A 25940-nucleotide genomic window follows, 5' to 3' on the forward strand; every position below is an offset into this window, starting at 1 on the left:
AACGTAATAACTTAGAATTTACCTTTTTTAAATGCTAAGCCTACGCCACCAATTTTGAATACTGCACGTGTATCGATAACTTTTTTCATGAATGCAGCTTTTTTACCAGTAATATCTCTACCGTAAACAATACCTACACCGTCATGAGCACCTAATGAACATACAGTACCACGGTCAACATATTCGAAGTCTGTTGGTGCTTGACCGTTTAAGATATTTTTAATGCTTTTAGCAACGTGTTCACCTTGTTGCATAGCAATTTGTGCTGTAGTTGGTAATGGACGTTCTTCACCAGCTGGGATGAATGCTGAAACATCACCAATAACGAAGATATCATCATGACCTTCAATTGTTAAATCTTGTTTAGTCACGATACGACCACGTTTAACGCCTTCGAATGATTCTTCCATTAATTTACTACCGCGAACACCAGCAGCCCAGATTGCTGTACCTGCTTCTAATTGTTGTTCTTGATCGTTAATTTTAACGACGAAACCTTTGTCGTTACATGCAACGATTGGTGTAGCAATTTTGAATTCAACACCACGGTCTTCTAAGTAGCTAACTGCATAATTAACTAATTCGTCAGAGAACATTGGTAACATTTTTGGTGCAGCTTCAACACAAGTTACTCTAACTTTGTTTTGATCAACACCATATTTATTACATAATTCAGGAATTCTTTCAGTTAATTCACCTAAGAATTCGATACCTGTAAAGCCTGCGCCACCAACTAAGATAGCTAAGTCTTTATCGTCTTTTTCTTTAGAAACTGCGTAGTTAGCAAATTTATCTTCGATATGACGAGATAATTTACGTGCAGTTTCAACATTTTCGATTTGGAATGCATAGTCTTTCATACCATCAATGCCAAATGTTTCACTTTCGAAACCTAATGCTACTACTAAAATGTCGTAATCATAGATACTGTGATTAGTTTCTACTTTTTTAGCGTTACGATCGATTTTAGTTACTTCTGCATTGATAAATTTAACTTTATCTTCTTTAATTACACTTTCAATTGGGTAAATTAAATCTTCATAGTTTAATGTACCAGCTGAAGCTTCGTGTAACCAAGTTGCTTCATAGTGATATTTATTTTTGTTAATTAATGTAATATCCGCTTCTTCAGCAGAAAGTTCTTTTTGTAATTTAGTTACTGTTTGTAAACCAGCATAACCTGCACCTAAAACAAGTACTTTTTTACGATCTTGTGCCATTTCATTCACCTAAGCTTTCATTATTATTTTCTTAAATGTAGAAAAAGGCTACAAACTTCAGAACATAACAAAGTTCAGACATAACAATATAGTTTACTTTAATATATGTTTATCTGATTCTATCAAAAGACTTTGCACTTAACCTAACTGTTCATCCCCATTTATAGTCTTAGTCAACACTTTCATTTTCAGTTCGATTTTATGAACTTACGTTCACAAAAAAGACAAAGTTCAATCCATCTTCAATTTTATAGCTTTTATAGTTCATTTTCAAGCTACAACAAGATGAATATTAAAATAATCAAATTATCCATACAATGACGTCTTCGAAAATCAATGATAGAGACAAATGATTTGAACTTATCCTAGCATTCTTCAGGGTTTCCAGCTACTTTAGCAGTTCTGAATGAACTACCACAGCCACATGAAGCGATGGCATTTGGATTATCAATTTGGAAGCCACCACCCATTAAAGATTGTTTGAAATCAATCGTTGTCCCATTTAATACAGGTACATCATATTTATCTACTAATACTTTCAAACCGTAGAATTCGAGTACTTCATCATTCTCGCCAGGTTGTTCTTCGGCTGACATACCATACGTAAGGCCTGTGCAACCACCACCGTTTACTTTAATCTTTAAATAGCCATCTTCCATGTCATTGCTCTTCAACATATCTTTAACTTCATACGCTGCCGCTTCAGTTAATGTTACAGTTGGCATAAATTATTCCTCCTATAATAAGTTAGTAAAATCATTCTCTTCTATATGTTTATAAATATTGCTTAATAACTCATCAGGTGTATCACCTTCAACAGTATCACCATCTACTAATGCATACAACCCACATGAACATACGCCACAGTTGTTTAAACATCCATATTCTAATACATCCACATTGGGATCGTTATCAAGTTTATCGTAAACGTAGTCTCCGCCTTTTGCCATATTAGAAATGCAAAATTCGACTAATGGAAACATACTTCACCTTCTTCTTCATTTTTTAATTACATTATTATAACAAATCTTACTTAGAACTGCATTGTCCTGGCTCATCATTTTCCTACTATTTACAACGAATTTCTCCGACTAGAAATCATTAACTTCATTTTCCATATCATACATTTCATTGTAGTCATTTTGAAAAAAAGATATAATACACATATACATATATCGCACACTTTATTGTTAGGGGCAATAAATGTCGGCGATAAATAACTTTATTAATTGAAAGTTTCCAAATTAAAGTATCGTTTATTTACAAAAGTTTGCTTAATTCAAAGGGTATAAGTCAAAATTTATTTCGGAATAACAAATTTTTTATAAAGGGGTATAACAAATGAAAAATTTAGTGTTACTTGGTGGCGGCTATGGTAATATGCGTATCATGTCGCGTATTCTACCAGATGCATTACCAGAAAATTATACTTTAACATTAATTGACCGTATGCCATTTCATGGTTTGAAACCAGAATTTTATGCTTTAGCAGCGGGTACTAAGTCTGATAATGATGTGCGCATGAATTTTCCTGATTCAGAACGCATTAATACGATTTATGGCGAAATTAATGATATTGATTTAGATGCTCAAATCGTATCTGTTGGTCATACGAAGGTGGATTATGATGAATTAGTCATTGGCTTAGGTTGCGAAGATAAATATCATAATGTGCCTGGTGCTGACGCGTATACGCATAGCATTCAAACACTTTCTAAAGCTCGCGAAACATTCCATAGTATTAGTGAATTACCTAGTGGTGCGCGTGTAGGCATCGTTGGCGCTGGATTAAGTGGTATCGAGCTAGCAAGTGAGCTGCGTGAAAGTCGTGAAGATTTAGAAGTTATCCTTTATGATCGTGGTGAACGCATTTTAAGAAATTTCCCTGAAAAATTAAGTAACTATATTGCCAAATGGTTCCGCGAAAACAATGTGAAAGTCGTTCCAAATTCTTTAATTGATAAAGTAGAACCTGGTAAAATTTATAATAGTGGATCACCAGAAAATGTTGATTTGGTTGTCTGGACTGCGGGTATTCAACCTGTTGAAGTTGTAAGACACTTACCTATCGATATCAATCGAAGCGGACGTGTCATTATTAATCAATATCATCAAGTGCCAACGTATCGAAATGTATTTATCGTTGGTGATTGTGCTGATTTACCGCATGCACCAAGTGCTCAATTAGCTGAAGTACAAGGTGATCAAATCGCTGATGTACTCAAGAAACAATGGAATAATGAACCACTACCAGATAAAATGCCCGAATTAAAAGTTCAAGGTTTCCTTGGTTCTCTTGGTGAAAAGAAAGGATTTGCCTATATTATGGACCGTACAGTTACCGGACGTCTTGCGCATATACTTAAATCTGGTGTTTTATGGCTATATAAATATCATAACGGTTAAGATGACACACGGGATTAGGTCTGAGCATGTTCAGACTTAATCCCGTGTTCTATTTCACTATTATAAAGATTGCTATTAATTTGCAAAATGTTTATAGACAAAATTGGTAATTTGCTTCGTTTGAATATATCCATCTGCTACATACTCATCATTCATTGTAATTAATGGATAGAACAACTCATCTTCCTCAAGTTGTTCGATATAGTGTTGGTCGTGATCACTTAAATTTTCTGTTTGTTTTTGAAAATCAATATATGTGTATTCAAATTGAATGTCTGGATACTTTCTTTCTAATAAAGGCTTAATCCACTCAAATGTATTCAATGATGTTGGCGCATTGACACAACTCGCACACACAACATCTGCGCCGTAAACTACCACGCTAACTTTAGTCATACTCAAATCCCCCGTTTTGTTTTATAGATTTTTCTTTCTTTATCTATTATAATAAATAAATAATGAATTTATGAAGTAATTTACTTGAAAGGAGACATATCTCATGCCTACTGAGAATGCAACAATGTTTGATCAAGTAGCTGAAGTCATTGAGCGTTTACGTCCTTTTTTATTACGTGACGGCGGAGACTGTACGTTAGTAGATGTTGAAGATGGCATCGTGAAATTACAATTACACGGAGCTTGCGGTACGTGTCCAAGCTCAACAATCACATTAAAAGCCGGTATTGAACGTGCATTACACGAAGAAGTTCCAGGCGTTATCGAAGTTGAACAAGTATTCTAAACGTCTAATATATCGTTTATATATACAATAAAGCACCAATGAACAGCGTTTTTACACGCTAGTCATTGGTGCTTTTATTTATTAGTTATGATCATGATGTTTTTCTTGGTCTTTATTATCATCATTCATATGTTGAACGATATGTTGGTTCATATGCGCCCAACCTTTCCAACCTACGTGAACGACATCACTAAGTACATATTTTTCATAGTCTTTATCTGACATGTCATACACTTTACCACCATGTGCTGCAACAGTTTGGTGTATTTTCTTATAGACAGGTTCTCTTGTGGCGCGTTTAATGCCTAAATGATCATACCATTTACCATTTACCGGTAAAATGACATATTGTACATCTGCACCTGCTTGATGCATCGTATCTACTAATAATGATAAATCATTAAATTCTGGAGAGTTCATTTTAAACTCATATTGACGATGATTCATCGGCTTTTGGTGCATCAATTGTTTCCAATATTCATTGCGGATGCCATAGTTATTAGATGATGAGCGTTTCTCACCTAAAGCTATAGCTTTATCTTGCATTTCTTTCCATGAGGCATTCGGTTCAGTTATCGTTTTCACATGTGATAAAGGTGATTTATCAAATGAGAAGTATGTTTTAATTGCTTCAATTTTAAGTAATTGATTCTCTTTAAAGCGCGAAACATAATGACCATCTACCTCGCCATGATTGTTAGCAACATCTTTCAAGAATGCTTTATTTGTCGCACTTTTAAAGTGTAATAAGCGTTTGGCATATCTTTCCTTTAATTCTGAAGGCATATCTTTTTGTTGAAATAACTGATTAATTTGGGTAGGTGTTGTTCGTGCTGCAAAATCACGATTATTCACACCATGCGTACTAAACCATTGTGGCGAAATAATAAACGTCATCTTTTTCCCTTTAAGTTGATCATATTGAGCAGCTAATTCAATTGCATTAATTAAATCAGTATTACCACCCGTACCCACTAAAAAGATGGGCTTAGTGTCTTTTCTATTATGTAATGCAAGTGCAGGGTTAAATGGATCTAACTTATTCAATTCACTAGACCCATAGATAGGATAATAATTATCATTACTAAATAGTTTATTTTGAATGAGCGTACCTTTAAGAACTTGATCTGTTAAAGATATTCTATTATTAGCGACAGCCTTGTTTGTGACTAATCCAGTAAACCAGCTAGCAGGCATTAACACAAAGGCTAGAAATAATATGCCGCTAATAATAATTGGTAAAAATGGTTTTAATTTCATCGTAATTCTTCTAATGCTTCAACAATTTTATTAGGAGTTGCCCACTCATCACGATCAAAATCCATGATTGATACTTCAATGCCTAATCTATTTTGAATTTCAAGTAATAATCCTACTGTTTGGAATGAATCGATAATCCCCTCTTCAAAGATTTCAACATCAGGGTTTTCTTTTACAACATCATTTTCTGCCACATCAGCTAATAAATCTAATACTTGTTCTTTAAATTCCATAATTTATGACTCCTTTTAAATTAATTTTCCTGAAAAGATTAAAAATCCAAATGCTACAAAATGGAATGTAATGATAATACTTAATGCTGTAGTAAAACCATTTTGCCAACGTGGTGGATGTTTCTTTCTCCAACGTTCATAGTAACCATAACCGATAAACATCAGGCCGTGGTAAATACCATAAACGATATAGAATAACTCTAAACCATGCCACACACCCATGATAAAGAAGTTTAGGAAGAATGCGAAATTAGACATCGCAAATTGACTTTTAAATGTTTTCTTACGTGACATATAGAATAATGTACGCATATAGATACAGTCTCTAAACCAGAATGATAATGACATATGCCATCTGTTCCAGAAATCTTTAATATTCTTCGCTTTGAAAGGTTGCTTAAAGTTAGGTGGTGTATTGATACCATATAAATAACTTACCGCTACAGCAAACAAACTATATCCTGCGAAATCAAAGAATAAATAAAAACTGTAAGCATACATATACAGCCATTTATGCGTAAAACCATTCAAATCCATCAATAATGGATGAATTGCATAGACGTTGATTAAATAAGCGAGTATATATTTATATAAGAACCCAAGCATAATCATATGTATCGCTTTAGCAACCATTTCTCTATATTGTTCACCTGTAGGAACCTTTTTATCATCTTTAACGAAACGTTTATAGCGATCAATCGGCCCTGAAGACACTGTTGGGAAGAAAGAAATAAATTGGAACAACTTGCCCACTTTAATTTCTTTTATAGAGCCATCGCGTATTTCCATAATTAACTGAATACTTTTAAACGTTACATATGAAATACCTAGGAAACCTACAAATTCAATTAGTTTATGTTCATGGAAGTGAATTTGTTGACCACCTAACCATGAGCTTTGTAATACTTTAACAATCGCTAATGGTAAAATGGATAAAATCATCACAATGACAAACTTACTAAATGTATTATTTTTCTGTCTCGATTTATAATATCCCATGATTAATAGCACTTGCCAAATGAGATAAATGATAAAACTAATAAGTTGAATACTTAAATATTTATTACCGAATAAATTATGTTTATCTGATGAAAAAATGACGACAATCATAATTGCAGTACTTATACCGTTATATATATAGCTTCGCTTACCTAAGAATCCGAGTATGATGACTGGTAAAAGTACTATAAATGCAACTAAGAAGAAGGTAAACGTACCATATGGAATCATGCGTTAATATCCTCTGCCACTTGTTTACGATCAAGCTTTCCGTTTGAAGTCAATGGTAATTGTTTCATCCAAACAAATTTTCTCGGAATCATATATTCAGGTAAGCGAGATTTGAGTTCGGATTTAATTTGTCTTGTCATTTCCAAATCATCTTTAACTTCTTCAGTTGGAACAACCGCACCGATTAAGTGTATAACCTTGTTATTTTTATACACTGGTACGACTACGGTTTCTCTTACGAATTCTGACTGTCTAAGTTGCGTTTCAATTTCTTCTAATTCCATGCGGTAACCGTTAAGTTTAATTTGGAAATCAATTCTTCCTTGAATGAACCATTGTCCGTCTTTTTCGATTGCTTTATCACCAGTATGATAAATGCGAAGGCAATCTTCAAAGTTGAATACCGCTTCTGTTTTTTCTTTATTATCTAAATAACCTAAACTAACACTATTACCTTTAATTACAAGTTCACCCTCATCCGTTGTAAATAATGTTGTATTCGGTCTTGAAACACCAACTGGTAGCGGATTATACATTTCAATAATTTCAGGCGTCAATTTAACACCTGTAACTGCAACTGTCGCTTCGGTAGGTCCATACGTGTTATAAACTACCGCACTTGGATATCTATCTAGTAAAGCTTTAGCAGTTCTATGTGGCAAGATTTCTCCACAGAAGAAGAAATGATTTAAACTTGGGTAACTTGCTTCATTAAGGTTAGGTAATAATAGACACATTTCCATAAATGATGGTGTAGACACCCATGCATTTATTGGTGTATTAACTAACATGTCATTCAACAATTTAGGTTTGTTGATCATGTCCTTATCTACTAAATTTAATGTGCCACCTGAAGTTAAACAAGGATAGATTGCCATGACTGATAAGTCGAATGAAAATGGTGCTTGATTTAACCATTCTTGTGCACCTTCAGACTCGTTAAGTGATACCATCCATTCTGCAAACTCAATTAAACTTGCATATTCAATTTGAACCCCTTTAGGTTCACCTGTTGAGCCAGATGTAAAGATTGTATATACCACGTCTGTTAATCCCATTTGACTATCAAATAGTGTTGGATTATCTGAGTCTTGGATACTTTGGATTGTCAGCTCTTGAATACCAGGCTGATTTAAGCGTGAATCTGTTGTGTTAAATATCATTTCAGGTTGAACCTTATTTATAATCATATTTACACGTTCACTCGGTACGGATGTGTCAATGGGTACATATCCACACCCTGCTTTAATCGCACCTATCATACCTACTAACATATAAGGAGACATATGTCCGTATACGATTAATGGTTTCTTATTATCTTGTAATAGATGCGCTAATTTACTAGATTCATCCATTAATTGTTGATATGTTAATGTTTCATCTTTATGTCTAACTGCTACACGTTGAGGATGACGTTGACCGAAGTCATTTATTAAATTTATGATATCTGTCATAATTAGACTCCTTATTAAAATTCATTATAAATGAAATTATTATGTGTATCGCCGGAACCATAAATTAGGTACAGCGCAATAAATATAGCTAAATAGAGAAGCGTTACTAAATAGGGTTTAGCTTTCTCATAATATTGCATTATTTTATGATTATTCTCTTTCAATGCACTATTGCACCTCACTATCATGTCAATTATCGGAGCGAATTAATCGCTTTTCTCGCGAAGGATATTTGAAGCTCCGAAAAAGCAAATTCATTAAATATAATTTTTATATATTATACATTCATCTTATTATAATTAAAATTTGTTTTTATAGCAAATTAAATTTTGCACTTCAAGATGTTGCGATAACGACACTGCCATTCATATTTCCAAGTTCATAGAAGTAAGTGAGTCAGTATCCACATTAAGTACGCCTTGTAATGCCATGGATGAATTTAAATGACATTAATTATATTAGTACCAATTAACCTACTTAACAATTACATACGACATAACAAAACTGTTAGATAATATAAAAGAACTTCTATCGTTAAATAGTAAATTATTACCTAAACGTTAGAAGTTCTTTATCATTTTATTTATTTGTTATTGGTGTAAGTGGTGCTTCCCCTTTTAATATCGCAGCAATATTATCCACACATAATTGAATCATGTGATCTCTCGTTGCTACTGAAGCACTGCCAATATGCGGTAATATAATTGCATTAGGCATTTTCAGTAGTGGATGGTCAAGCTGAATAGGTTCTTCGCGTAAAACATCCAAGCCACAACCACCAATATCTTGATTGTTCAATGCATCAATTAATGCTTCCTCATCTACAATAGCGCCACGGCCAATATTAATAAAGATAGCATCGTTTTTCATTTTTGAAAATGCATCTTTATTAAATTTATTTTCCGTTTCCGGCGTTAACGGTGCAGTACATATGACGAAATCACTTTCTGCTAATAACGTATCAAACGGTACGTAGGTTGCATTGAGTTGCGTTTCTGCATCTTCATGTCTAGAGCGATTATGATATAAGATATTTGCATTAAACCCTTGCAATCGACGTGCAAAGCTCTTTCCAATATCACCCATACCATAAATACCTACAGTAGAGCCATGGACATCTTTGCCTGACAACAAATAAGGTCCCCAACTTTTCCATTCGCCATTTTGAACGTAGTGTTCTGCTTCAACAATACGTCGCGCTACAGCTAACATTAATGTGAATCCTAATTCAGCTGTTGTTTCAGTAAGTACTTGAGGCGTATTAGTGACAACAATACCTTTATGATTTGCTAACTCAACATCAATATTGTCAAAACCAACCGCCATATTTGCAATAATCTTCACGTTTTTCGCGTGTTCCAGACAGGTTGCATCTATCGTTTCACTCAATGTAATAAAGCATGCATCTACGTCTTCTATTTCCTTCAAAAATTGCGCTCTTGGCATAGGTTCAAATGCTTCTTCCCACATTTTAACGTCGCCGAGTTGTTCCAATTGTTCAATGAAACGATTTGGAATCTGACGTGTGACTAGAATTTTCACCATTGTCGTGCCACCCCTTTATCTATTTTTGGGCATTTTTTTCTAATTCTGCAATTGCTACATTTAAATCTTTAAATGAATATGTAGGTTGTTGATCTTTCTCTTGTAATTCTTCATACGTCGTTACACCTGTTTGAACATGAATCGTATCTACACCAACATTAATCCCTGACATGATATCTGTATCGTACAAATCACCGACCATTGCTACATCAGATTTGTCCAATTGTAAGATATCTAATGCAATGTCCATAATGACTGGTTCAGGTTTACCAATAAATTGAGGGGCTTGACCCGTTGATACACTTACTACACTCGTAATTGCACCATTACCTGGTAAGAAACCACGTTCTTTAGGAATAGATACATCTGGGTTTGTTGAAATAAAACGTGCACCCTTACGTACTGCAAGCGTTGCAACGGCTAACTTCTCATAAGTGACATTTTCATCTAAACCTATCGCAACATAATCCACGTTTTCATCGTCTTTTACAGTTAATCCAGCTTCAGTTAATGCTGTGCGTAAGCCATTACCACCTAACATATATACTGTAGCATCACTTTTCTCACCGGCAATAAAATTGGCTGTTGCTAACGCAGATGTGACAACCTCTTCAGGTTTCGCATCAATCTTCATCTCTTTTAATTTTTGCGTTACCTCTTCAGGTGTCTTTGTAGAATTGTTTGTAACATATAAATGTGGAATTTGATGATTGTTTAAGTAATCGATAAATTGTGCTGCACCATCAATTTCGTCTGTACCTAAATACATCGTTCCATCTAAATCAATTAAATAACCTTTATAATTCTTCATTAGCTGTTGTCTCCTTTTCCAAAAGCAGTAACCGGCACATTCTCTTTCTCAAGGAATTGCGTTACCTCTTGAATAAACTGTTCATAATACGGCAGAGCATGATCAAATAACGGTTGAATCTTAGTATCATCTAATTCCGTGTAATTGTGTGCGAACTGCTTTCTAACATCAATCGTTTCATTTACACGTTGCTGTGTAGATTTCGAAATAACACCTTCAAGTTCAAGAATATCAATGACATCTTTATAATTTCCAGGGTCTCTCAAGATAAAACCATCAATAATCATATTCCCTATATCCACAGATGATTCAATTAACATTTGAGCGATACGTTCAAATGCGTAATGATTTTCTTTATTTGCTTCATAATCTTTAATTAATTGATTTAAGTAAGTTAATTTTAAAGTAAGTTGATCTTTATCTACAAAATACATATCCTTCACCTCTTAATATGTCTATCATATCACAGTTTTGCATCGGTCTTCATTTGTCGTTATACTAAATTAAAATACAAAGATAAAAGGAGTTCTACTCTTATGATAGATATGTACTTATATGACGATGAAGAACAAAGCCAAGTGCAATTTGTAGGCTTTGTAGGTGAACACAGTCGATATGATTTAATGCTTGTTCAAACAGACCGTCATTATGGTAAAACGCTTGTGTTAAATATGCAAACAAATAAATTTGGTATCATCGGTACAGATGATATTGAAGAAGAAGGCTACATCGCGCATATTCTAGGTATAAGCCAAGAAGAAAGTGATGAAATTATTGAATATCTGAATCAAGTTATTCAATAATTTCAATTTAAATAAGCTGTGAAAAAATCTTTTATCATGATTTTTTCACAGCTTATTTAATTATTTCTATTGTTCATCATCATGGTGTTTAACTTCTTGAATCGTAGGTTTAATTTTAACGTCATGCAACTTATCTTCTGTATCCGACAAAATGACATCATCTTTTTCATGTTCTAATTGTTGTACTTCTTTATTTGATAAATGACGCAATACAAAATAAGGACAACCAAAATTACAATATTCTAATATATAATCTTGAATACTTGAAAAACGTTTAGATATTTCAGCTTTCTTATTGGTATCTTTGTAAAAGCCTTTTAAACGTAACTGGTCATATCCAAAATCTCCTACGACAAAATCATATTTATCTAGTATATCTGAATATCTCGATGCAACTAATTCTTCATCAAAACATGATCTATAATCTTCAATGATTTCAAAATATTGTTGACCTATCTTAATCATAATTTGTCACCTTTAACTCGTATAATAAAAACTTAGATTACACAATTCAGTAAAAAATGTGCAACCTAAGTCTCTAAAAACTTAATCTAAACTATTCACATGTTTAAATTAATTTTGTTGTAATTTTTCTTCACCTAGACGGTGTTTTTCTTTAGCCGCTTCATTTACTTGTTCATCGGCATGATAAGAACTACGTACCATAGGGCCAGCTTCACAGTGTTTGAATCCTTTGTCCATAGCTACTTTTCTTAATTTACCAAATTCTAATGGCGTATAATATTTTTCAACTTTTAAATGCTTACGTGATGGTTGTAAATATTGACCAATTGTTAGTATGTCTACATCATTTGCACGAAGATCATCCATTGTTTCGTAGATTTCTTCTATCGTTTCACCTAAGCCAACCATTAAACTTGATTTAGTAGGAATATCTGGTTGTAATTCTTTAGAACGACGTAAGAATTCTAATGTTCGTTCATATGTAGCACGTGCACGAACTCTTGGTGTTAAACGACGTACTGTTTCGATGTTGTGGTTTAAGATATCTGGTTTAGAAGCCATTAAAGTTTCTAGTGCTTCATAGTCACCACCCATATCTGATGGTAAGATTTCGATTGTAGTGAATGGATTACGCTCACGTACTTTACGTACCGTTTCAGCATAAACGTTTGAACCTGCATCTCTTAGGTCATCACGTGCAACAGCAGTGATAACAACGTGTTTCAAGTTCATTAATTCAACTGATTCTGCAACACGTTCTGGTTCATTTAAATCTAATTCATTAGGTAAGCCTGTCTTAACAGCACAGAAACGACATGCTCTTGTACATACCGCACCTAAAATCATAAATGTAGCCGTACGTCTAGCTCCCCAACATTCATGTATATTTGGACACTTTGCTTCTTCGCAAACAGTGTGTAAGTTTTTTTCACGCATCATTTTCTTGAGGCCAATATAGTTTTCGTTCGTGTTAAGCTTAATTTTCAACCAATCTGGTTTACGTAAGATTTCTTCATTTTTAGTAGCCATAACCACGTATACCCTCCTGTATAATCTATCTTTTCCTATTATAACGAACTTTACATTAAATTAAAACGTAATAAGCTATAAATTTCGTGATTCACACGATTTCTATTTAATGAACAAATATATCTTGCACTATTCTATTATAATCTTAATAACTTATCCTTGAAAATATCTCTAAGGAATTGAGGCATTAAATAATCAATTGATTTACCTTTTAATATTGGAAAATATCGACCAAAGGTATACATATCAACTGTTCCTAGCGTATATGTCTTATCATCAATCACTTCTTCACCATTAACAAAGAAGCGATTGTCTGACTGAATATAGCCACAATTATATAATATATAACCACCAAAAATATCGCCTCTAAAGCCTAAGCCCTGCGCATGTTCATGCATATATTCTTGCTTTTGACTTTTGATAATGACTTTTTTAAGTTCAGCACCTGTTAGACGTACACGCACTAAATTAATCGGATGCGGCAACATTTTATGAATGTCGTATTCTGTTAGTCGATCTGCTTCAACGCCTTTTACGATAAGCCCTGCATTAATGATCGTACAATCTGTATTCGTGAATTCGAATACACTTTCTGCTAATAAATACGTCGTTTTAGTAATCACATCGGTTTTACTACTTAAATTGATAGGATGATCAATCACTGGCTCACTCATAAGCGCTTTCCCTTCAGACTCATAATCCGTGTCAACTAAAGGCAACGTTTCAACTGGATAAATCATGGCTTCTTTATTAACAACCTTTTTATTTTCAATAGTTAAATTAACTTCACCTAAGTAATATCCATATTTTCCGGCAGCAGCCATAAGTACACCATTGTTCATTTCACCTTTATCAAAATGATGATGTGTGTGACTACCTAAAATGACATCAATTTCCGGAATCTCTTGGCATAACTTTTCATCAAAGAATATGCCAACATGACTCATCACAATAAGTACATCGTAATTACCTTGTTGATTGGCAATTTCATCTTTAATCGCTTCTAACGGATCTGTAACAATCCAATCAAGTGCGCGATAAAATGGCGTAAACGCTGCTGTAGCCGCCACGAATAAAATACGAACACCTTCAATGTCTTTAATACACGACGATGCTATATTATGTGGTAAATGCCCTTCCTCATCAATAACATTGGTGCAAATCACGTCAAACTCCGCGTTGTTGTATAACTGATTTAACGCTTCATGTGAAATCGTCATTCCTTCATTATTACCAATTGTCGCAATATCGCAATGTGCCTCGTTAAGCAACTCGACATTCTTACGCCCTATCGTTGCTTGAGTCACCGGTGCCGATAAATCTACATGGTCGCCTATATCTAAATAGAGTGAGGGATGTTGAAGTTGAGGTCTATGTTCTGCCATATAAGATGTAATACGTGCATATTCGTTTAAATGACTATGAATATCGTTCGTGTGAAAAATGGTTAACTTCACTTAAATTCCCCCTATTTTTATTTAAAGAAAAGATTTAATAATTAAGTACACACCCATTATCAACATCACCGTACGCAAAAGTGTGACAACCGTTTCAGATTTAATTGAGTGATTGACACGCACACCAATTTGAGCACCAATGTAACTTGAAATAATGAGGACGATAGAATAAGACCACGCAACATGACCTTGTATGATATGCCCTATGGAACTCATTACACTTGAAAAGAAGATCATCATCATACTTGTACCTACTGCAACATGAGGTGGAAATCTAAAGACGATTAACATGAGTGGCGTCATTAATGCGCCACCACCAATACCAAATAAACCAGTTAATATACCGATAAATAGCGTCGCAACAAATGCAAATAAAGGCGGTACACTGTAATGATACGTCTTGCCTTCAGAATCAATATACGTTTTACGATATTTCTCTTTATCAAAGATTTTAAACGGTTTGATTTTATGTCTTACCATTAAAATAATAGAGACAATAATCATGAAAATACCAAAATATAAATTGAATGATTCTAAAGTGAGGTACCTACTTAAAAATGACCCTAGCAACGAACCTGGTAGTAAACCAAATAAAAAAATAGAGCCATTCTTGATGTCCACTTGCTTCGTCTTTAAATAGCCTAGTGATGAAGATAAACCTGTGACGATTAAAATCACAGATGATGTTCCTATTGCTATTTGCGGTGTTATACCATGTAATATATCGTGCGTCACGCCTAAATAAACCAGTGTTGGAACGATGATAATACCTCCACCAATGCCTACTAATGACCCTAAAATAGCAGAGAAAAGACCGATAAGCACTAATAAAATAATTGTCACTAACATTATATTTCGCCTCTTAGAATAATTTTAATTGTTGGGGAGCTAAACCTGTGTATTCAATGTCTAAAATATCTTGATATGTTTTAGCATTTTGAGCAGCATGGCCACCTGAATTATTATTGAATACGACATAAACTTTTTTGGCTTTTTGTTCTAAAATCCTAACTTTATTAGCTAAATCGGTAAGCTCTTCCTTATTGTAATTATATAAATATCGCACATCACGCCACTCTTGATCTGTCATATCTTTTTTAGTCCATCCTTGTCTGTTCCTTCCATGATAACGGACGAACGCTGTTTCAGTAGTAATACGGTTAACGAGTGGTACAGATCCTTCTCTTACTTGTGGTTCATCAACAACTGAATGGATTATATGGTGTTCCATTAAAAATGAGAGCGTTTGCTCTTTAAATTGTTCGTTAAACCATGATTGATGACGAAATTCAACACAAATCGGTATATCTGATAATTGCTGACGAACGTATAAGATATACTTGATGTTCTGTGCCATACAATCAAACCAAGGTGGAAATTGAACTAGTACCATAGCTAATTTATGATGGTCAATGAGTGGTTGTAACATACGCTTAAATTGCGCAAATAATTCACTTCTTGTTTCTGCATAATCTTTATAATCTGCATGCAATGTGAGCGCTTGATGAATTTTCACAACAAATTCAAAGCGATCAGGTGTTTCTTTAATCCATTTCATGATATTTCGTTCAGGTTGGATGGCATAATATGATGCATCAAGTTCAACAATAGGAAAGTGACTTGCATACGTTTGTAACTTGTCCGACTGTCGTTCCAAATCTTCATATAACGTATCATGATCGCCCCATCCAGTAAGACCTATATTAATCATTTTTATCACCAGGTATATGATACCATATTCAATTTTAAGATATCACTTGTTCTATCCCATCTTTACATTATCTTATTATTTTTTGAAAATGCGGCCCACTTCAGCTCACATTGTTTTTATAAATCCATACTATTGCACAGCCTTCAATAACGCCTCAATTTGTTCGACAAGATTATCCATGAATTGATCTACATGTTGCGCTGTAGCTAAACGTGGCGATTGACCACTCCACATATGTGTCCATTCACGTTTACCATTGGAAGCCGCAGTCTTTCTAATTGCATTGGTTAATTGATTTTGAACTGGATACGGTGGTAGAACACCTTCATATTGCGACAGTTTTGCCACAAATTCATTATGGATGCCACGCGCAAATTTACCACTAAAGACGTCCGTAACAACAGTGTCCGTTTCCTTACTATGTAGCACCGCTTGTTTCACTAAATCATTCGCACCACTTTCCACTGTAGTTAAAAACGCTGTCCCCATCTGAACGCCTTGCGCTCCTAGTACTTGACTCGCTAATACGCCACGACCGTCCATGATACCGCCTGCAGCAACAACTAGTATCGTCACTTGATCAACAATTTGAGGAATTAAACTCATTGTGCCAATTAGTGGTGTTGATTGCTGTTTACTTGGTAAAAATGACCCCCTATGGCCACCTGCTTCACTACCTTGCGCAACCACTATATCCATGCCTGCCTGTTCGTTTTCTATTGCTTCATCAACAGATGTTGCCGTACCTATTAAAGTGACTTGAGCATCTTTCAGTTGTTTAATGATATCTTGTGATGGTATACCAAAGGTAAAGCAACACACTGGTATTTTCTTTTTAATAATCATGTGAATTGCCTGGTTAAATTGTTGTGCTTCTGAGATATTAATGACAGGTTCTTCAAGATTTAAAGCCTTACGGTAAGGTTTTAGCCAAGCATTCATACGCTCAACTTGTTCATTGGTATACGTATGTTGCCCTGGTACAAATAAGTTTACGCCAAATGGTTGCGTTGTTAACGATCGAACTTGTTCTATTTCTTGTTCTAACTTTTCAGTTGTAAAGTAGCCTGCACCAATACATCCTAATCCACCTTTATTACTAACAGATGCCACAAGTTCTGGTGTTGTACTACCAGCCATACCTGCTTGAATAATGGGATATTGAATATTTAAAGATTGCGTTAGTCGATTGTTATACCACATTTAAAATCACCTTTTCTTTATTTTATGGTAATTACTATGCTTTTTTCACTTAAATAATTATTCAAAGTATTCCCTACTCCCATTTTCAGTAAACTTTGCTTGATAATTATCTAATTATTATTTTTTAAATCGAAATCAAAAACAAAAATTGCCATAAGCACAAAATCATTGGTCGAAATACTAGACCAGGAAATTTACCTCTTTTATTCCATAACACTACGTCAATAATGAAATAAATAACAATTAAAAAGGCCGAGATTAAAAACATAAAGCCTCCAAACCCTAACAAATTATCAGTAGTTTTGGTCAATTCTTGCGACATCATCCATTCCTTATTATGTATAAATCTTACTTTAGCTGACCAAGCAACTATTAGAAAAGCGGCTCCAATTGAACCTGACCATGCGATTATATTAGCCGATTGCAATTCGTCTTTCATTTCTTTCATTTCTTGCTTAGTAACTTTGTTAGTTTTACCGTTACCAGTTTTCACAAATTCTAATTTTGTTTTGAATGGCCGTTTTACCAAATAATGACTTGATAAATAACACACCAATAAAAAAGGAAGAAGTGTTACAACAAAAACCAAGTTGTAAGTATGAATATCTTCCCCTGTGAAATGTATTAACAATTCAAGTAATGATGAATAAATTAAAAATATTCCTAAATACCAAATCTTCTTTTTCTTTTGAATCTGCCTTAGACTGATCATTGCTATAAAGATTAAGCCAATTGAACCTAAAAATATAGCAAGATATTCAATAATGATAATCAAAGAATACCAATTCGCATAAAAGTCAAACATTGTAGAATCCTCTCAAAACATGTATTTTGTTAAATCAATTACTTTTTTAATATTATATATAAATATATCATCATAATAATAAACAATTAATATAAATAAGTGTTAACTATTTTGAGATATAAAAAAGCACCAAAGCATTCACTTAGTTAGAACACTTTGGTACTTATGATTGTTATTAAGAAAAAGTTGGTAATATAGGTTAAATTAACCGATAGAGCCTTCCATTTCGAATTTGATTAAACGGTTCATTTCTACTGCATATTCCATTGGTAATTCTTTTGTGAATGGTTCAATAAAGCCCATAACGATCATTTCTGTCGCTTCTTCTTCAGAAATACCACGGCTCATTAAGTAGAATAATTGTTCTTCTGATACTTTAGAAACTTTCGCTTCGTGTTCTAATGAAATATTGTCATTAAATACTTCATTGTATGGAATTGTATCTGAAGTAGATTCGTTATCTAAAATTAACGTATCACATTCAATGTTAGAACGTGCACCTTTCGCTTTACGTCCGAAGTGAACGATACCACGATAGATTACTTTACCACCATTTTTAGAAATTGATTTAGATACGATTGTTGAAGATGTGTTAGGTGCTTTGTGAATCATTTTAGCACCAGCATCTTGTACTTGACCTTTACCAGCAAAGGCGATAGATAATGTACTACCTTTCGCACCTTCACCTAAAAGAACACAGTTTGGATATTTCATAGTTAACTTAGAACCTAAGTTACCATCTACCCATTCCATGTTACCATTCTCATGCACAAATGTACGTTTAGTAACTAAGTTATAAACGTTGTTTGCCCAGTTTTGAATTGTTGTGTAACGTACGTGTGCATCTTTGTGAACGATGATTTCTACTACTGCTGAGTGTAGTGAACTTGTAGTATAAACTGGTGCAGTACAACCTTCAACGTAGTTCACTGATGCACCTTCATCAGCAATAATTAATGTACGTTCGAATTGACCCATGTTCTCTGAGTTAATTCGGAAGTATGCTTGTAATGGTGTATCTAATTTAACATTCTTAGGTACATAGATGAATGAACCACCTGACCATACAGCTGAGTTTAATGCTGCGAATTTGTTATCAGCTGCTGGAATAACAGAAGCAAAGTATTCTTTGAATAGTTCTTCGTTTTCACGTAAAGCACTATCTGTATCTTTAAAGATGATACCTTTTTCTTCTAATTCTTTTTCCATGTTGTGATATACAACTTCTGATTCATATTGTGCAGAAACACCTGCTAAATATTTTTGTTCGGCTTCTGGAATACCTAATTTATCAAATGTACGTTTAATTTCTTCAGGCACTTCGTCCCATGAACGTTCTGTATGCTCTGAAGGTTTGACGTAGTATGTGATGTCATCAAAGTTTAATTCTGATAAATCGCCACCCCATTGAGGCATTGGCATTTTATAGAATAATTTTAAAGCTTTTAATCTGAAGTCAAGCATCCATTCAGGCTCTTCCTTCATTTTTGAAATTTCTCTAACGATATTTTCAGTTAAACCACGTTCTGATCTGAAAATGGAAACATCCTCATCGTGGAAACCATATTTGTAATCTCCAACATCAGGTGCTTTTTTAGCCATTTCAATCACTCCTTAAATATATTTAAAACGACGTGCGCGAGATTTTTAATATTCATTATTGTCTATTGTCATTGTAACAATATGCAACCTTCATAAAAAGTCAAACGTGTAAAAAGTTAAGGTTAAGCTTTAAATAAGATAATAAAGTCTTACATAAAACTGGCCGATTATTCTTCAGTCGAACCTTCTGCTTTACCTTCTTTTTCAACTGTTCCTTTTTCAAGTGCTTTCCAGGCTAATGTTGCACACTTGATGCGAGCTGGGAATTGAGATACACCTTGAAGTGCTTCAATGTCTCCCATATCTTCAGTGATTTCATAATCTTCACCAAGCATCATCTTAGTAAATTCTTGACTCATTTGCATCGCTTCACCTAGTGAATGACCTTTCACCGCTTCAGTCATCATAGATGCACTAGACATTGAAATAGAACAACCTTCTCCTTCGAATTTAGCATCGTTAATGATGCCATTTTCAATATCAAACGTTAATCGAATGCGGTCACCACAAGTAGGATTGTTCATATCTACAGTCATTGAGCCATTATCTAAAACACCTTTATTTCTAGGATTCTTATAATGATCCATAATTACAGATCGATAAAGTTGATCTAAATTATTAAAATTCATAAGAGAAAAACTCCTTCGTTTGTTTCAATGCTTCAACAAGTTGGTCTACATCTTCTTTAGTATTGTAAACATAGAAGCTTGCACGCGCAGTAGATGATACGTTCAACCATTTCATTAATGGTTGTGCACAATGGTGTCCAGCTCTTACAGCAACACCTTCAGTATCTACTGCAGTAGCAACATCGTGTGGATGAATATCAGCTAAGTTAAATGTGATAACACCGGCACGACGATCTTTAGGCGGACCGTATATTTCAAGTCCTTCAATCGATGACATTTGTTCATAAGCATATTCTGTTAATGCTTTTTCATGTTCATGAATAGCATCGAAGCCTATATTCTCAATGTAGCGAATTGCTTCTCCTAAGCCAATAGCTTGAGCAATGATTGGTGTACCTGCTTCAAATTTAGTAGGTAAATCTGCCCATGTAGCGTCATATTTGCTTACAAAGTCAATCATATCCCCACCAAATTCAATTGGTTCCATGTCTTTTAATAAGTCACGTTTACCGTATAATACACCAATACCAGTAGGTCCTAACATTTTATGGCCACTGAAACTGAAGAAATCAGCGTCTAAATCTTGAACGTCTATGTTCATGTGTGGCGCAGATTGTGCACCATCGACACTTATAATCGCACCGTGTTCATGCGCGATTTTAGCGATTTCTTTGACGTCATTAATCGTACCTAGAACATTAGATACATGTGCTATGGCTACGATTTTAGTGTTGTCATTAATTGTTGCCTTAACATCCTCAATATTTAATTCACCCTCTTCTGTCATTGGAATGAATTTTAATGAGGCATTTTTGCGTTTAGCTAATTGTTGCCATGGAACAATATTGGCATGATGTTCCATTTCAGTAACAACAATTTCGTCGCCTTCTTCAATATTGGCATCTCCATAACTACGCGCAACAATATTAATTGCGGCAGTTGTTCCTCTTGTAAAGATGACTTCTTCAAAGTATTTAGCGTTAATGAAACGTCTTACAGTTTCACGAGCACCTTCGTATCCATCAGTAGCTAGTGAACCAAGTGTATGCACACCACGGTGTACATTGGAATTGTATCGTTTGTAGTAATCGTCTAATACGTTTAATACTTGAACTGGCGTTTGGCTTGTAGCTGTTGAATCAAGGTACGCTAATCTTTTTCCATTAACTTTTTGATCTAATATTGGAAAATCTTTAATAATTTCCTCAACATTTAATGAAGTTTCGGCCACTTTATTTCACGACCTTTCTTATATTAAAAATCTCTTTGGGATTGATAAGTTTATTTATTAACTTTAAGTTCGATAACTTCTCTTAATTGACGTTTAACATCTTCAATTGGTAATTCACGCACTACAGGGTCTAAGAAACCATGAATCACTAATCGTTCTGCTTCTTTTTGAGAAATACCACGACTCATTAAATAGTAAAGTTGTTCAGGGTCAACACGACCTACTGAAGCTGCGTGTCCTGCTTCTACATCATCTTCATCAATTAATAAGATTGGGTTAGCGTCACCTCTAGCATTCTCAGAAAGCATTAAGACACGTGACTCTTGGTTAGCGATAGATTTCGTACCACCATGTTTAATGTAACCAATACCATTAAATACAGATGATGCATTCTCACGCATTACACCATGTTTTAAGATATAACCGTTCGTTTCTTTACCATATTGAACAATTTTAGACGTTAAGTTGATTTTTTGGTCGCCTGTACCAACAACAACGGATTTAAGTTCACTTGTTGAACGATCACCAATTAAATTAGTTGTATTATCAATGATTTGACTACCTTCATTCATCAAACCTAATGCCCAATTAATTGATGCATCTGCAGCAGTTGTACCACGGCGGATGATGTGACCAGTAAAGCCTTTGTCTAAATAGTCAACTGAACCATACGTAATATTAGAGTTTGCACCTGCAATGACTTCAGAAATGATGTTGAGTTGGTTACCTTCACCACTTGCAGTTGATAAATAGTTCTCAACGTAAGTCACTTCAGCACTTTCTTCAGTAACTATAATCACATGATTGAAGAAGCTAGCATTCTCATCATCATGTAACACAACATATTGGATAGGATCTTTAACAACGACATTCTTAGGTACATAAACAAACACGCCACCATTAATTAAAGCCGTATGCAATGCAGTTAAACGATGTTCATCAACTGTAACTGCATCTGTCATTAAATATTTTTGTACTAAATCTCCATGATTAACTAATGCTTCAGATAAGCCTTCAATAATCACGCCATTATCTTGTGTTTCTTGTGATACTTGCGTATAAGCTAAAGCATTATTATGTTGTACGACTAAATTTTTAGTGTTTTCAACGTCAATAATGTTTTTAATCGCATCTGGAAGCTCTGATAAATCATTGAACGTTTGTCCTTCGACTTTATGTTGTTTAAATGAATCAAAGTCCCATTTTCTTAATTTCGTTTTATCTGGTTTTGGCATTTCTAAAGTTTCTGTTAATTTCAACGCTTTTTGACGTAACTCAGTCATCCAAGAAGGTTCATTGTGCGCTTTAGAATAATCAACAAGTTGTTCTTCAGAAATGTTTAAAGTTTCGGTTGTCATAACTCTCTTTTCCTCCTACTTGATGAAAAATTTTAGCGACTGTAACACCATCGAAATAATAACTTTATTTATATGTTCGATGTCTCAGTCTCACATATTCAATCGTCATTATTAATGCAACTATTTACATTAATAATCTGCATCTAGTTTCATCATTTAAAAACAAACGACTGCTAGATTATTCTTTAGCACCAAATTCTTCTTTAACCCACTCATAGCCTTCTTCTTCAAGACGTTTAGCTAATTCAGGGCCGCCTGATTTAACTACTTTACCACCGTACATAACATGCACTTTGTCAGGTGTGATGTAGTTTAATAAACGTTGATAGTGTGTAATCATTAATGCACCAAATTCTTCACCGCGCATTTCGTTAATACCTTTAGATACAACTTTCAATGCGTCGATATCTAAACCTGAATCGATTTCATCAAGAATAGCGAATTTAGGTTCTAACATCATTAATTGTAAGATTTCGTTACGTTTTTTCTCACCGCCAGAGAAACCTTCGTTTAAGTAACGTTGAGCCATATCTTTATCAATATCTAAGAAATCCATTTCTTTATCTAATTTCTTGATAAATTGCATTAAGTTAATTTCTTGTCCTTCTTCACGTTTCGCGTTAATCGCTGAACGCATGAAGTCAGCATTCGTTACACCAGTGATTTCTGATGGATATTGCATTGCTAAAAACAGACCAGCTTTAGCTCTTTCATCAACTTCTAATTCTAAAATATTAACACCGTCAAGTAACACTTCACCTTGCGTTACTTCGTATGATGGATGTCCCATAATCGCTGATGATAACGTTGATTTACCCGTACCATTTGGCCCCATAATTGCATGTATTTCGCCTGTATTAATAGTTAAATTAACACCTTTTAAAATTTCTTTATCTTCAATAGACACATGTAGGTCTTTAATTTCTAATGTTGATGACATTTATATTCCCTCCGTAAATATAAAGTTTTCTTAACTAGTTTATAATAATTTTAATTTGTAGTCAAAAAGACTTTGTGTACTTTAATACACTTCATTATAACGCAAATAGCCCTTAATATAAACTTATTAAAACTCTAAATTATAGTGATTATTTATCTAAAATAATTTTTATCTAGGACTCAATTTTTTCTTGCAACTGATAATCAAAGGCTTACAGTTCTCAATAGAAATAATTTAGACACAAACTCCGTTCATTTAGTGCAATATTTATAAAAATTATAATATTACAATCTTAATATCTTATTATTCTTCAAAAGTCTGTTATCATGCTATTTAACCTATTTCGAAAGGAGACGTTCATGCAAAATTTCAAATGGATTAATATATTAAAAGGGTTCGGTATGGGAACAACCGATTTAGTTCCTGGAATTAGTGGAGGTACTATCGCGTTATTATTAGGCATATATGATGGCTTTATTTCTTCAATAAGTGGTATATTCTCCAAGCGATTTTGGCCTAGCTTAAAGTTTTTACTTCCTATATTAATTGGTATGGCTTTAGCCATTGGCATATTAAGTAACTTAATCAATTATTTATTAGAACATCATCAAGTGGTTACCATGTTCTTCTTTACAGGATTAATCATTGGTATTATCCCTTACTTATTAAGAACAGCAAAATTTAATAAAACATTTACAACAAAACATTACGGCATTATGTTAGTAGGTATCATTATTTTAGTAGTGATAACATTAATGAATTCTGGTAATCAAAGCGCTGATACATCACTAGATTTATCATTTGGTCTTATTATTAAATATTTCTTAGCTGGTGCGTGTGCTTCAAGTGCAATGTTATTACCTGGTATTTCTGGATCATTCATGCTACTTGTATTTGGTACTTATGGAACAATTATGTTAGCCATTGCTGATTTAGTTAAATTAAACTTCGATGGCCTTCCAATATTAATCGTTGTAGGTTTAGGTGTATTAGCAGGATTTTTATTATCTAGTCGTATCATTAAATACTTCTTGCATCATCACTTCTATACCACATTCGCATTAATAACTGGATTCGTTATTGGTTCCGTCTATGCCGTTTTCCCAGGTCTTCCTCAAACTGGTGTTGAGTGGACACTTTCAATCATCACATTAATCGTCGGTTTTGCCGGCAGTTATTGGCTCGGCCAAATTACAGATGAGAATGTGTAATCAATAGTATTAAAAAATAATCGCCAACGATAGTCATCATCGTTGGCGATTTGTCTGATTATAAAGAAAAAATCCCATTAATAAATTAATGGGATAAACACGACATAAAGTCTTGTTTTAGTAGATTCTGTAATTTTAGGTATAAGTACAAGTTAGCTAAACTTGTTCCTTACGTTTATTATATTTCTACCTTAGCATGTTAGTCAACTACTATTTTAATTAAAATTAACTATTTCTTCATTCTTCCCCAAATAATTGATTTCAATATTATGGATTATTTGAAAGTAACAATGGATCGGCGTAATTATAGAGATAATCACTTAAATCAAATAATTTGAAAGTAATAGTACTTAATAATTACTATTTAAAATAGTTGTGACTGAAGTACTAGCGTATTAAAACTTCAATCTTGCGGTGTAGCATCAATGCATCGTTCACTTACACCTAAAATCACAGAGTACTAAAACTAACCACATTGGTTTAACCGTTCCTGCACTGTTTCACTTATACCTAAAATTACAGAGTACTAAAACACATTGAGATACCTTCGTAAGTTTCAATAAGTTTCACTTATACCTAAAATTACAGAGTACTA

Annotated in this window: 28 protein-coding genes; 4 read left to right on the plus strand and 24 right to left on the minus strand. The window is 33.9% G+C overall.

The genetic code is table 11. The features are described 5' to 3' along the window. Positions 1-11: 11 nt before the first annotated feature. The 3 genes from HMPREF3239_RS06700 to HMPREF3239_RS06710 all read right to left on the minus strand — a co-directional run bounded on the left by HMPREF3239_RS06700 (position 12) and on the right by HMPREF3239_RS06710 (position 2203). Positions 12-1220 (minus strand): NAD(P)/FAD-dependent oxidoreductase, encoded by a 1209-nt coding sequence (locus HMPREF3239_RS06700; RefSeq protein WP_070855122.1) that lies wholly within the window; start codon positions 1218-1220, stop codon positions 12-14. A gap of 365 nt (positions 1221-1585) precedes the next feature. Beyond that, positions 1586-1945 carry a HesB/IscA family protein gene (locus HMPREF3239_RS06705; protein WP_053029805.1) on the minus strand — a complete coding sequence of 120 codons (360 nt, stop codon included), beginning with the start codon at positions 1943-1945 and terminating at the stop codon, positions 1586-1588. Positions 1946-1957: 12 nt separating this feature from the next. After that, positions 1958-2203 carry a YuzB family protein gene (locus tag HMPREF3239_RS06710; protein ID WP_053029806.1) on the minus strand — a complete coding sequence of 82 codons (246 nt, stop codon included), beginning with the start codon at positions 2201-2203 and terminating at the stop codon, positions 1958-1960. Positions 2204-2561: 358 nt separating this feature from the next. On the opposite strand from HMPREF3239_RS06710, the gene HMPREF3239_RS06715 reads away from it, so the two are divergent. Then, positions 2562-3626 carry an NAD(P)/FAD-dependent oxidoreductase gene (locus tag HMPREF3239_RS06715; protein ID WP_070855123.1) on the plus strand — a complete coding sequence of 355 codons (1065 nt, stop codon included), beginning with the start codon at positions 2562-2564 and terminating at the stop codon, positions 3624-3626. A 75-nt stretch (positions 3627-3701) separates the two neighbouring features. On the opposite strand, the gene HMPREF3239_RS06720 is transcribed toward HMPREF3239_RS06715, so the two are convergent. Next, positions 3702-4022: a YuzD family protein gene (locus HMPREF3239_RS06720; RefSeq protein WP_070855124.1), complete on the minus strand. Its 321-nt coding sequence runs from the start codon at positions 4020-4022 to the stop codon at positions 3702-3704. A 103-nt stretch (positions 4023-4125) separates the two neighbouring features. Here HMPREF3239_RS06720 and HMPREF3239_RS06725 point away from each other — a divergent pair, with 103 nt between their 5' ends. Beyond that, a complete protein-coding gene (locus tag HMPREF3239_RS06725; protein WP_002433501.1) occupies positions 4126-4368 on the plus strand; it encodes a NifU family protein in 243 nt (80 codons plus the stop codon). 81 nt (positions 4369-4449) lie between these two features. Here HMPREF3239_RS06725 and dltD read toward each other — a convergent pair whose 3' ends face one another. From dltD to HMPREF3239_RS06760, 8 genes are all read right to left on the minus strand, one after another. Further along, a complete protein-coding gene (gene dltD / locus HMPREF3239_RS06730) occupies positions 4450-5628 on the minus strand; it encodes a D-alanyl-lipoteichoic acid biosynthesis protein DltD (protein WP_070855125.1) in 1179 nt (392 codons plus the stop codon). Further along, complete coding sequence (gene dltC / locus HMPREF3239_RS06735; RefSeq protein WP_011276285.1) at positions 5625-5861, minus strand: D-alanine--poly(phosphoribitol) ligase subunit 2; 237 nt, start codon at positions 5859-5861, stop codon at positions 5625-5627. The genes dltD and dltC overlap by 4 nt, the downstream gene beginning before the upstream one ends. A gap of 15 nt (positions 5862-5876) precedes the next feature. Next, positions 5877-7091, minus strand: a complete 1215-nt coding sequence (gene dltB, locus HMPREF3239_RS06740) for a D-alanyl-lipoteichoic acid biosynthesis protein DltB (protein WP_070855126.1) — start codon at positions 7089-7091, stop codon at positions 5877-5879. Further along, complete coding sequence (dltA, locus tag HMPREF3239_RS06745; RefSeq protein ID WP_070855127.1) at positions 7088-8545, minus strand: D-alanine--poly(phosphoribitol) ligase subunit DltA; 1458 nt, start codon at positions 8543-8545, stop codon at positions 7088-7090. Before dltA ends, dltB begins: the two co-directional genes overlap by 4 nt. A 14-nt stretch (positions 8546-8559) precedes the next feature. Beyond that, positions 8560-8685: a teichoic acid D-Ala incorporation-associated protein DltX gene (locus tag HMPREF3239_RS12110; protein ID WP_107630223.1), complete on the minus strand. Its 126-nt coding sequence runs from the start codon at positions 8683-8685 to the stop codon at positions 8560-8562. A 439-nt stretch (positions 8686-9124) separates the two neighbouring features. Next, a complete protein-coding gene (locus HMPREF3239_RS06750; RefSeq protein WP_070855128.1) occupies positions 9125-10090 on the minus strand; it encodes a 2-hydroxyacid dehydrogenase in 966 nt (321 codons plus the stop codon). A 19-nt stretch (positions 10091-10109) separates the two neighbouring features. Beyond that, complete coding sequence (locus tag HMPREF3239_RS06755; protein ID WP_053029820.1) at positions 10110-10901, minus strand: TIGR01457 family HAD-type hydrolase; 792 nt, start codon at positions 10899-10901, stop codon at positions 10110-10112. Beyond that, positions 10901-11335, minus strand: a complete 435-nt coding sequence (locus tag HMPREF3239_RS06760) for a DUF86 domain-containing protein (RefSeq protein WP_070855129.1) — start codon at positions 11333-11335, stop codon at positions 10901-10903. Before HMPREF3239_RS06760 ends, HMPREF3239_RS06755 begins: the two co-directional genes overlap by 1 nt. Positions 11336-11437: 102 nt before the next feature. Between HMPREF3239_RS06760 and HMPREF3239_RS06765 the strand changes: the two genes are divergently transcribed. After that, positions 11438-11704: a DUF3055 domain-containing protein gene (locus HMPREF3239_RS06765; protein WP_070855130.1), complete on the plus strand. Its 267-nt coding sequence runs from the start codon at positions 11438-11440 to the stop codon at positions 11702-11704. Positions 11705-11770: 66 nt separating this feature from the next. On the opposite strand, the gene HMPREF3239_RS06770 is transcribed toward HMPREF3239_RS06765, so the two are convergent. The 12 genes from HMPREF3239_RS06770 to sufC form a co-directional block, all read right to left on the minus strand. Continuing rightward, a complete protein-coding gene (locus tag HMPREF3239_RS06770; protein WP_070855131.1) occupies positions 11771-12169 on the minus strand; it encodes a YutD family protein in 399 nt (132 codons plus the stop codon). Positions 12170-12277: 108 nt separating this feature from the next. Then, the gene (gene lipA, locus HMPREF3239_RS06775; RefSeq protein ID WP_029376689.1) at positions 12278-13198 is read right to left on the minus strand and encodes a lipoyl synthase; all 921 of its coding nucleotides are present in this window, start codon (positions 13196-13198) and stop codon (positions 12278-12280) included. A 137-nt stretch (positions 13199-13335) separates the two neighbouring features. Beyond that, the gene (locus HMPREF3239_RS06780) at positions 13336-14655 is read right to left on the minus strand and encodes a bifunctional metallophosphatase/5'-nucleotidase (protein ID WP_070855132.1); all 1320 of its coding nucleotides are present in this window, start codon (positions 14653-14655) and stop codon (positions 13336-13338) included. 21 nt (positions 14656-14676) lie between these two features. Next, positions 14677-15504 carry a sulfite exporter TauE/SafE family protein gene (locus tag HMPREF3239_RS06785; RefSeq protein ID WP_070855133.1) on the minus strand — a complete coding sequence of 276 codons (828 nt, stop codon included), beginning with the start codon at positions 15502-15504 and terminating at the stop codon, positions 14677-14679. 13 nt (positions 15505-15517) lie between these two features. Further along, entirely contained in the window at positions 15518-16366 is an 849-nt protein-coding gene (locus HMPREF3239_RS06790; protein ID WP_070855134.1) for a DUF72 domain-containing protein, read from the minus strand. A 129-nt stretch (positions 16367-16495) separates the two neighbouring features. Next, positions 16496-17569, minus strand: a complete 1074-nt coding sequence (locus tag HMPREF3239_RS06795; protein ID WP_070855135.1) for an NAD(P)H-dependent flavin oxidoreductase — start codon at positions 17567-17569, stop codon at positions 16496-16498. Positions 17570-17693: 124 nt separating this feature from the next. Continuing rightward, a complete protein-coding gene (locus HMPREF3239_RS06800) occupies positions 17694-18374 on the minus strand; it encodes a hypothetical protein (RefSeq protein WP_070855136.1) in 681 nt (226 codons plus the stop codon). 204 nt (positions 18375-18578) lie between these two features. Continuing rightward, the gene (gene sufB / locus HMPREF3239_RS06805; protein ID WP_053029835.1) at positions 18579-19976 is read right to left on the minus strand and encodes a Fe-S cluster assembly protein SufB; all 1398 of its coding nucleotides are present in this window, start codon (positions 19974-19976) and stop codon (positions 18579-18581) included. A gap of 167 nt (positions 19977-20143) precedes the next feature. Then, positions 20144-20605, minus strand: coding sequence for a Fe-S cluster assembly sulfur transfer protein SufU (gene sufU, locus HMPREF3239_RS06810; RefSeq protein ID WP_053029837.1), 462 nt, complete (start codon positions 20603-20605; stop codon positions 20144-20146). Continuing rightward, positions 20595-21836 (minus strand): cysteine desulfurase, encoded by a 1242-nt coding sequence (locus tag HMPREF3239_RS06815; RefSeq protein ID WP_053029839.1) that lies wholly within the window; start codon positions 21834-21836, stop codon positions 20595-20597. Before HMPREF3239_RS06815 ends, sufU begins: the two co-directional genes overlap by 11 nt. A 50-nt stretch (positions 21837-21886) precedes the next feature. Then, positions 21887-23194: a Fe-S cluster assembly protein SufD gene (gene sufD, locus HMPREF3239_RS06820; RefSeq protein ID WP_070855137.1), complete on the minus strand. Its 1308-nt coding sequence runs from the start codon at positions 23192-23194 to the stop codon at positions 21887-21889. A gap of 178 nt (positions 23195-23372) precedes the next feature. Next, entirely contained in the window at positions 23373-24134 is a 762-nt protein-coding gene (gene sufC, locus HMPREF3239_RS06825; RefSeq protein ID WP_011276304.1) for a Fe-S cluster assembly ATPase SufC, read from the minus strand. 359 nt (positions 24135-24493) lie between these two features. Here sufC and HMPREF3239_RS06830 point away from each other — a divergent pair, with 359 nt between their 5' ends. Continuing rightward, on the plus strand, positions 24494-25345 hold the full coding sequence (locus HMPREF3239_RS06830) for a polyprenyl-phosphate transporter PopT (protein ID WP_053029843.1): 852 nt from the start codon (positions 24494-24496) through the stop codon (positions 25343-25345). The last annotated feature ends 595 nt before the right edge of the window (positions 25346-25940 follow it).

It is taken from the genome of Staphylococcus sp. HMSC34C02 (assembly GCF_001838705.1).
Lineage (GTDB): Bacteria > Bacillota > Bacilli > Staphylococcales > Staphylococcaceae > Staphylococcus > Staphylococcus borealis.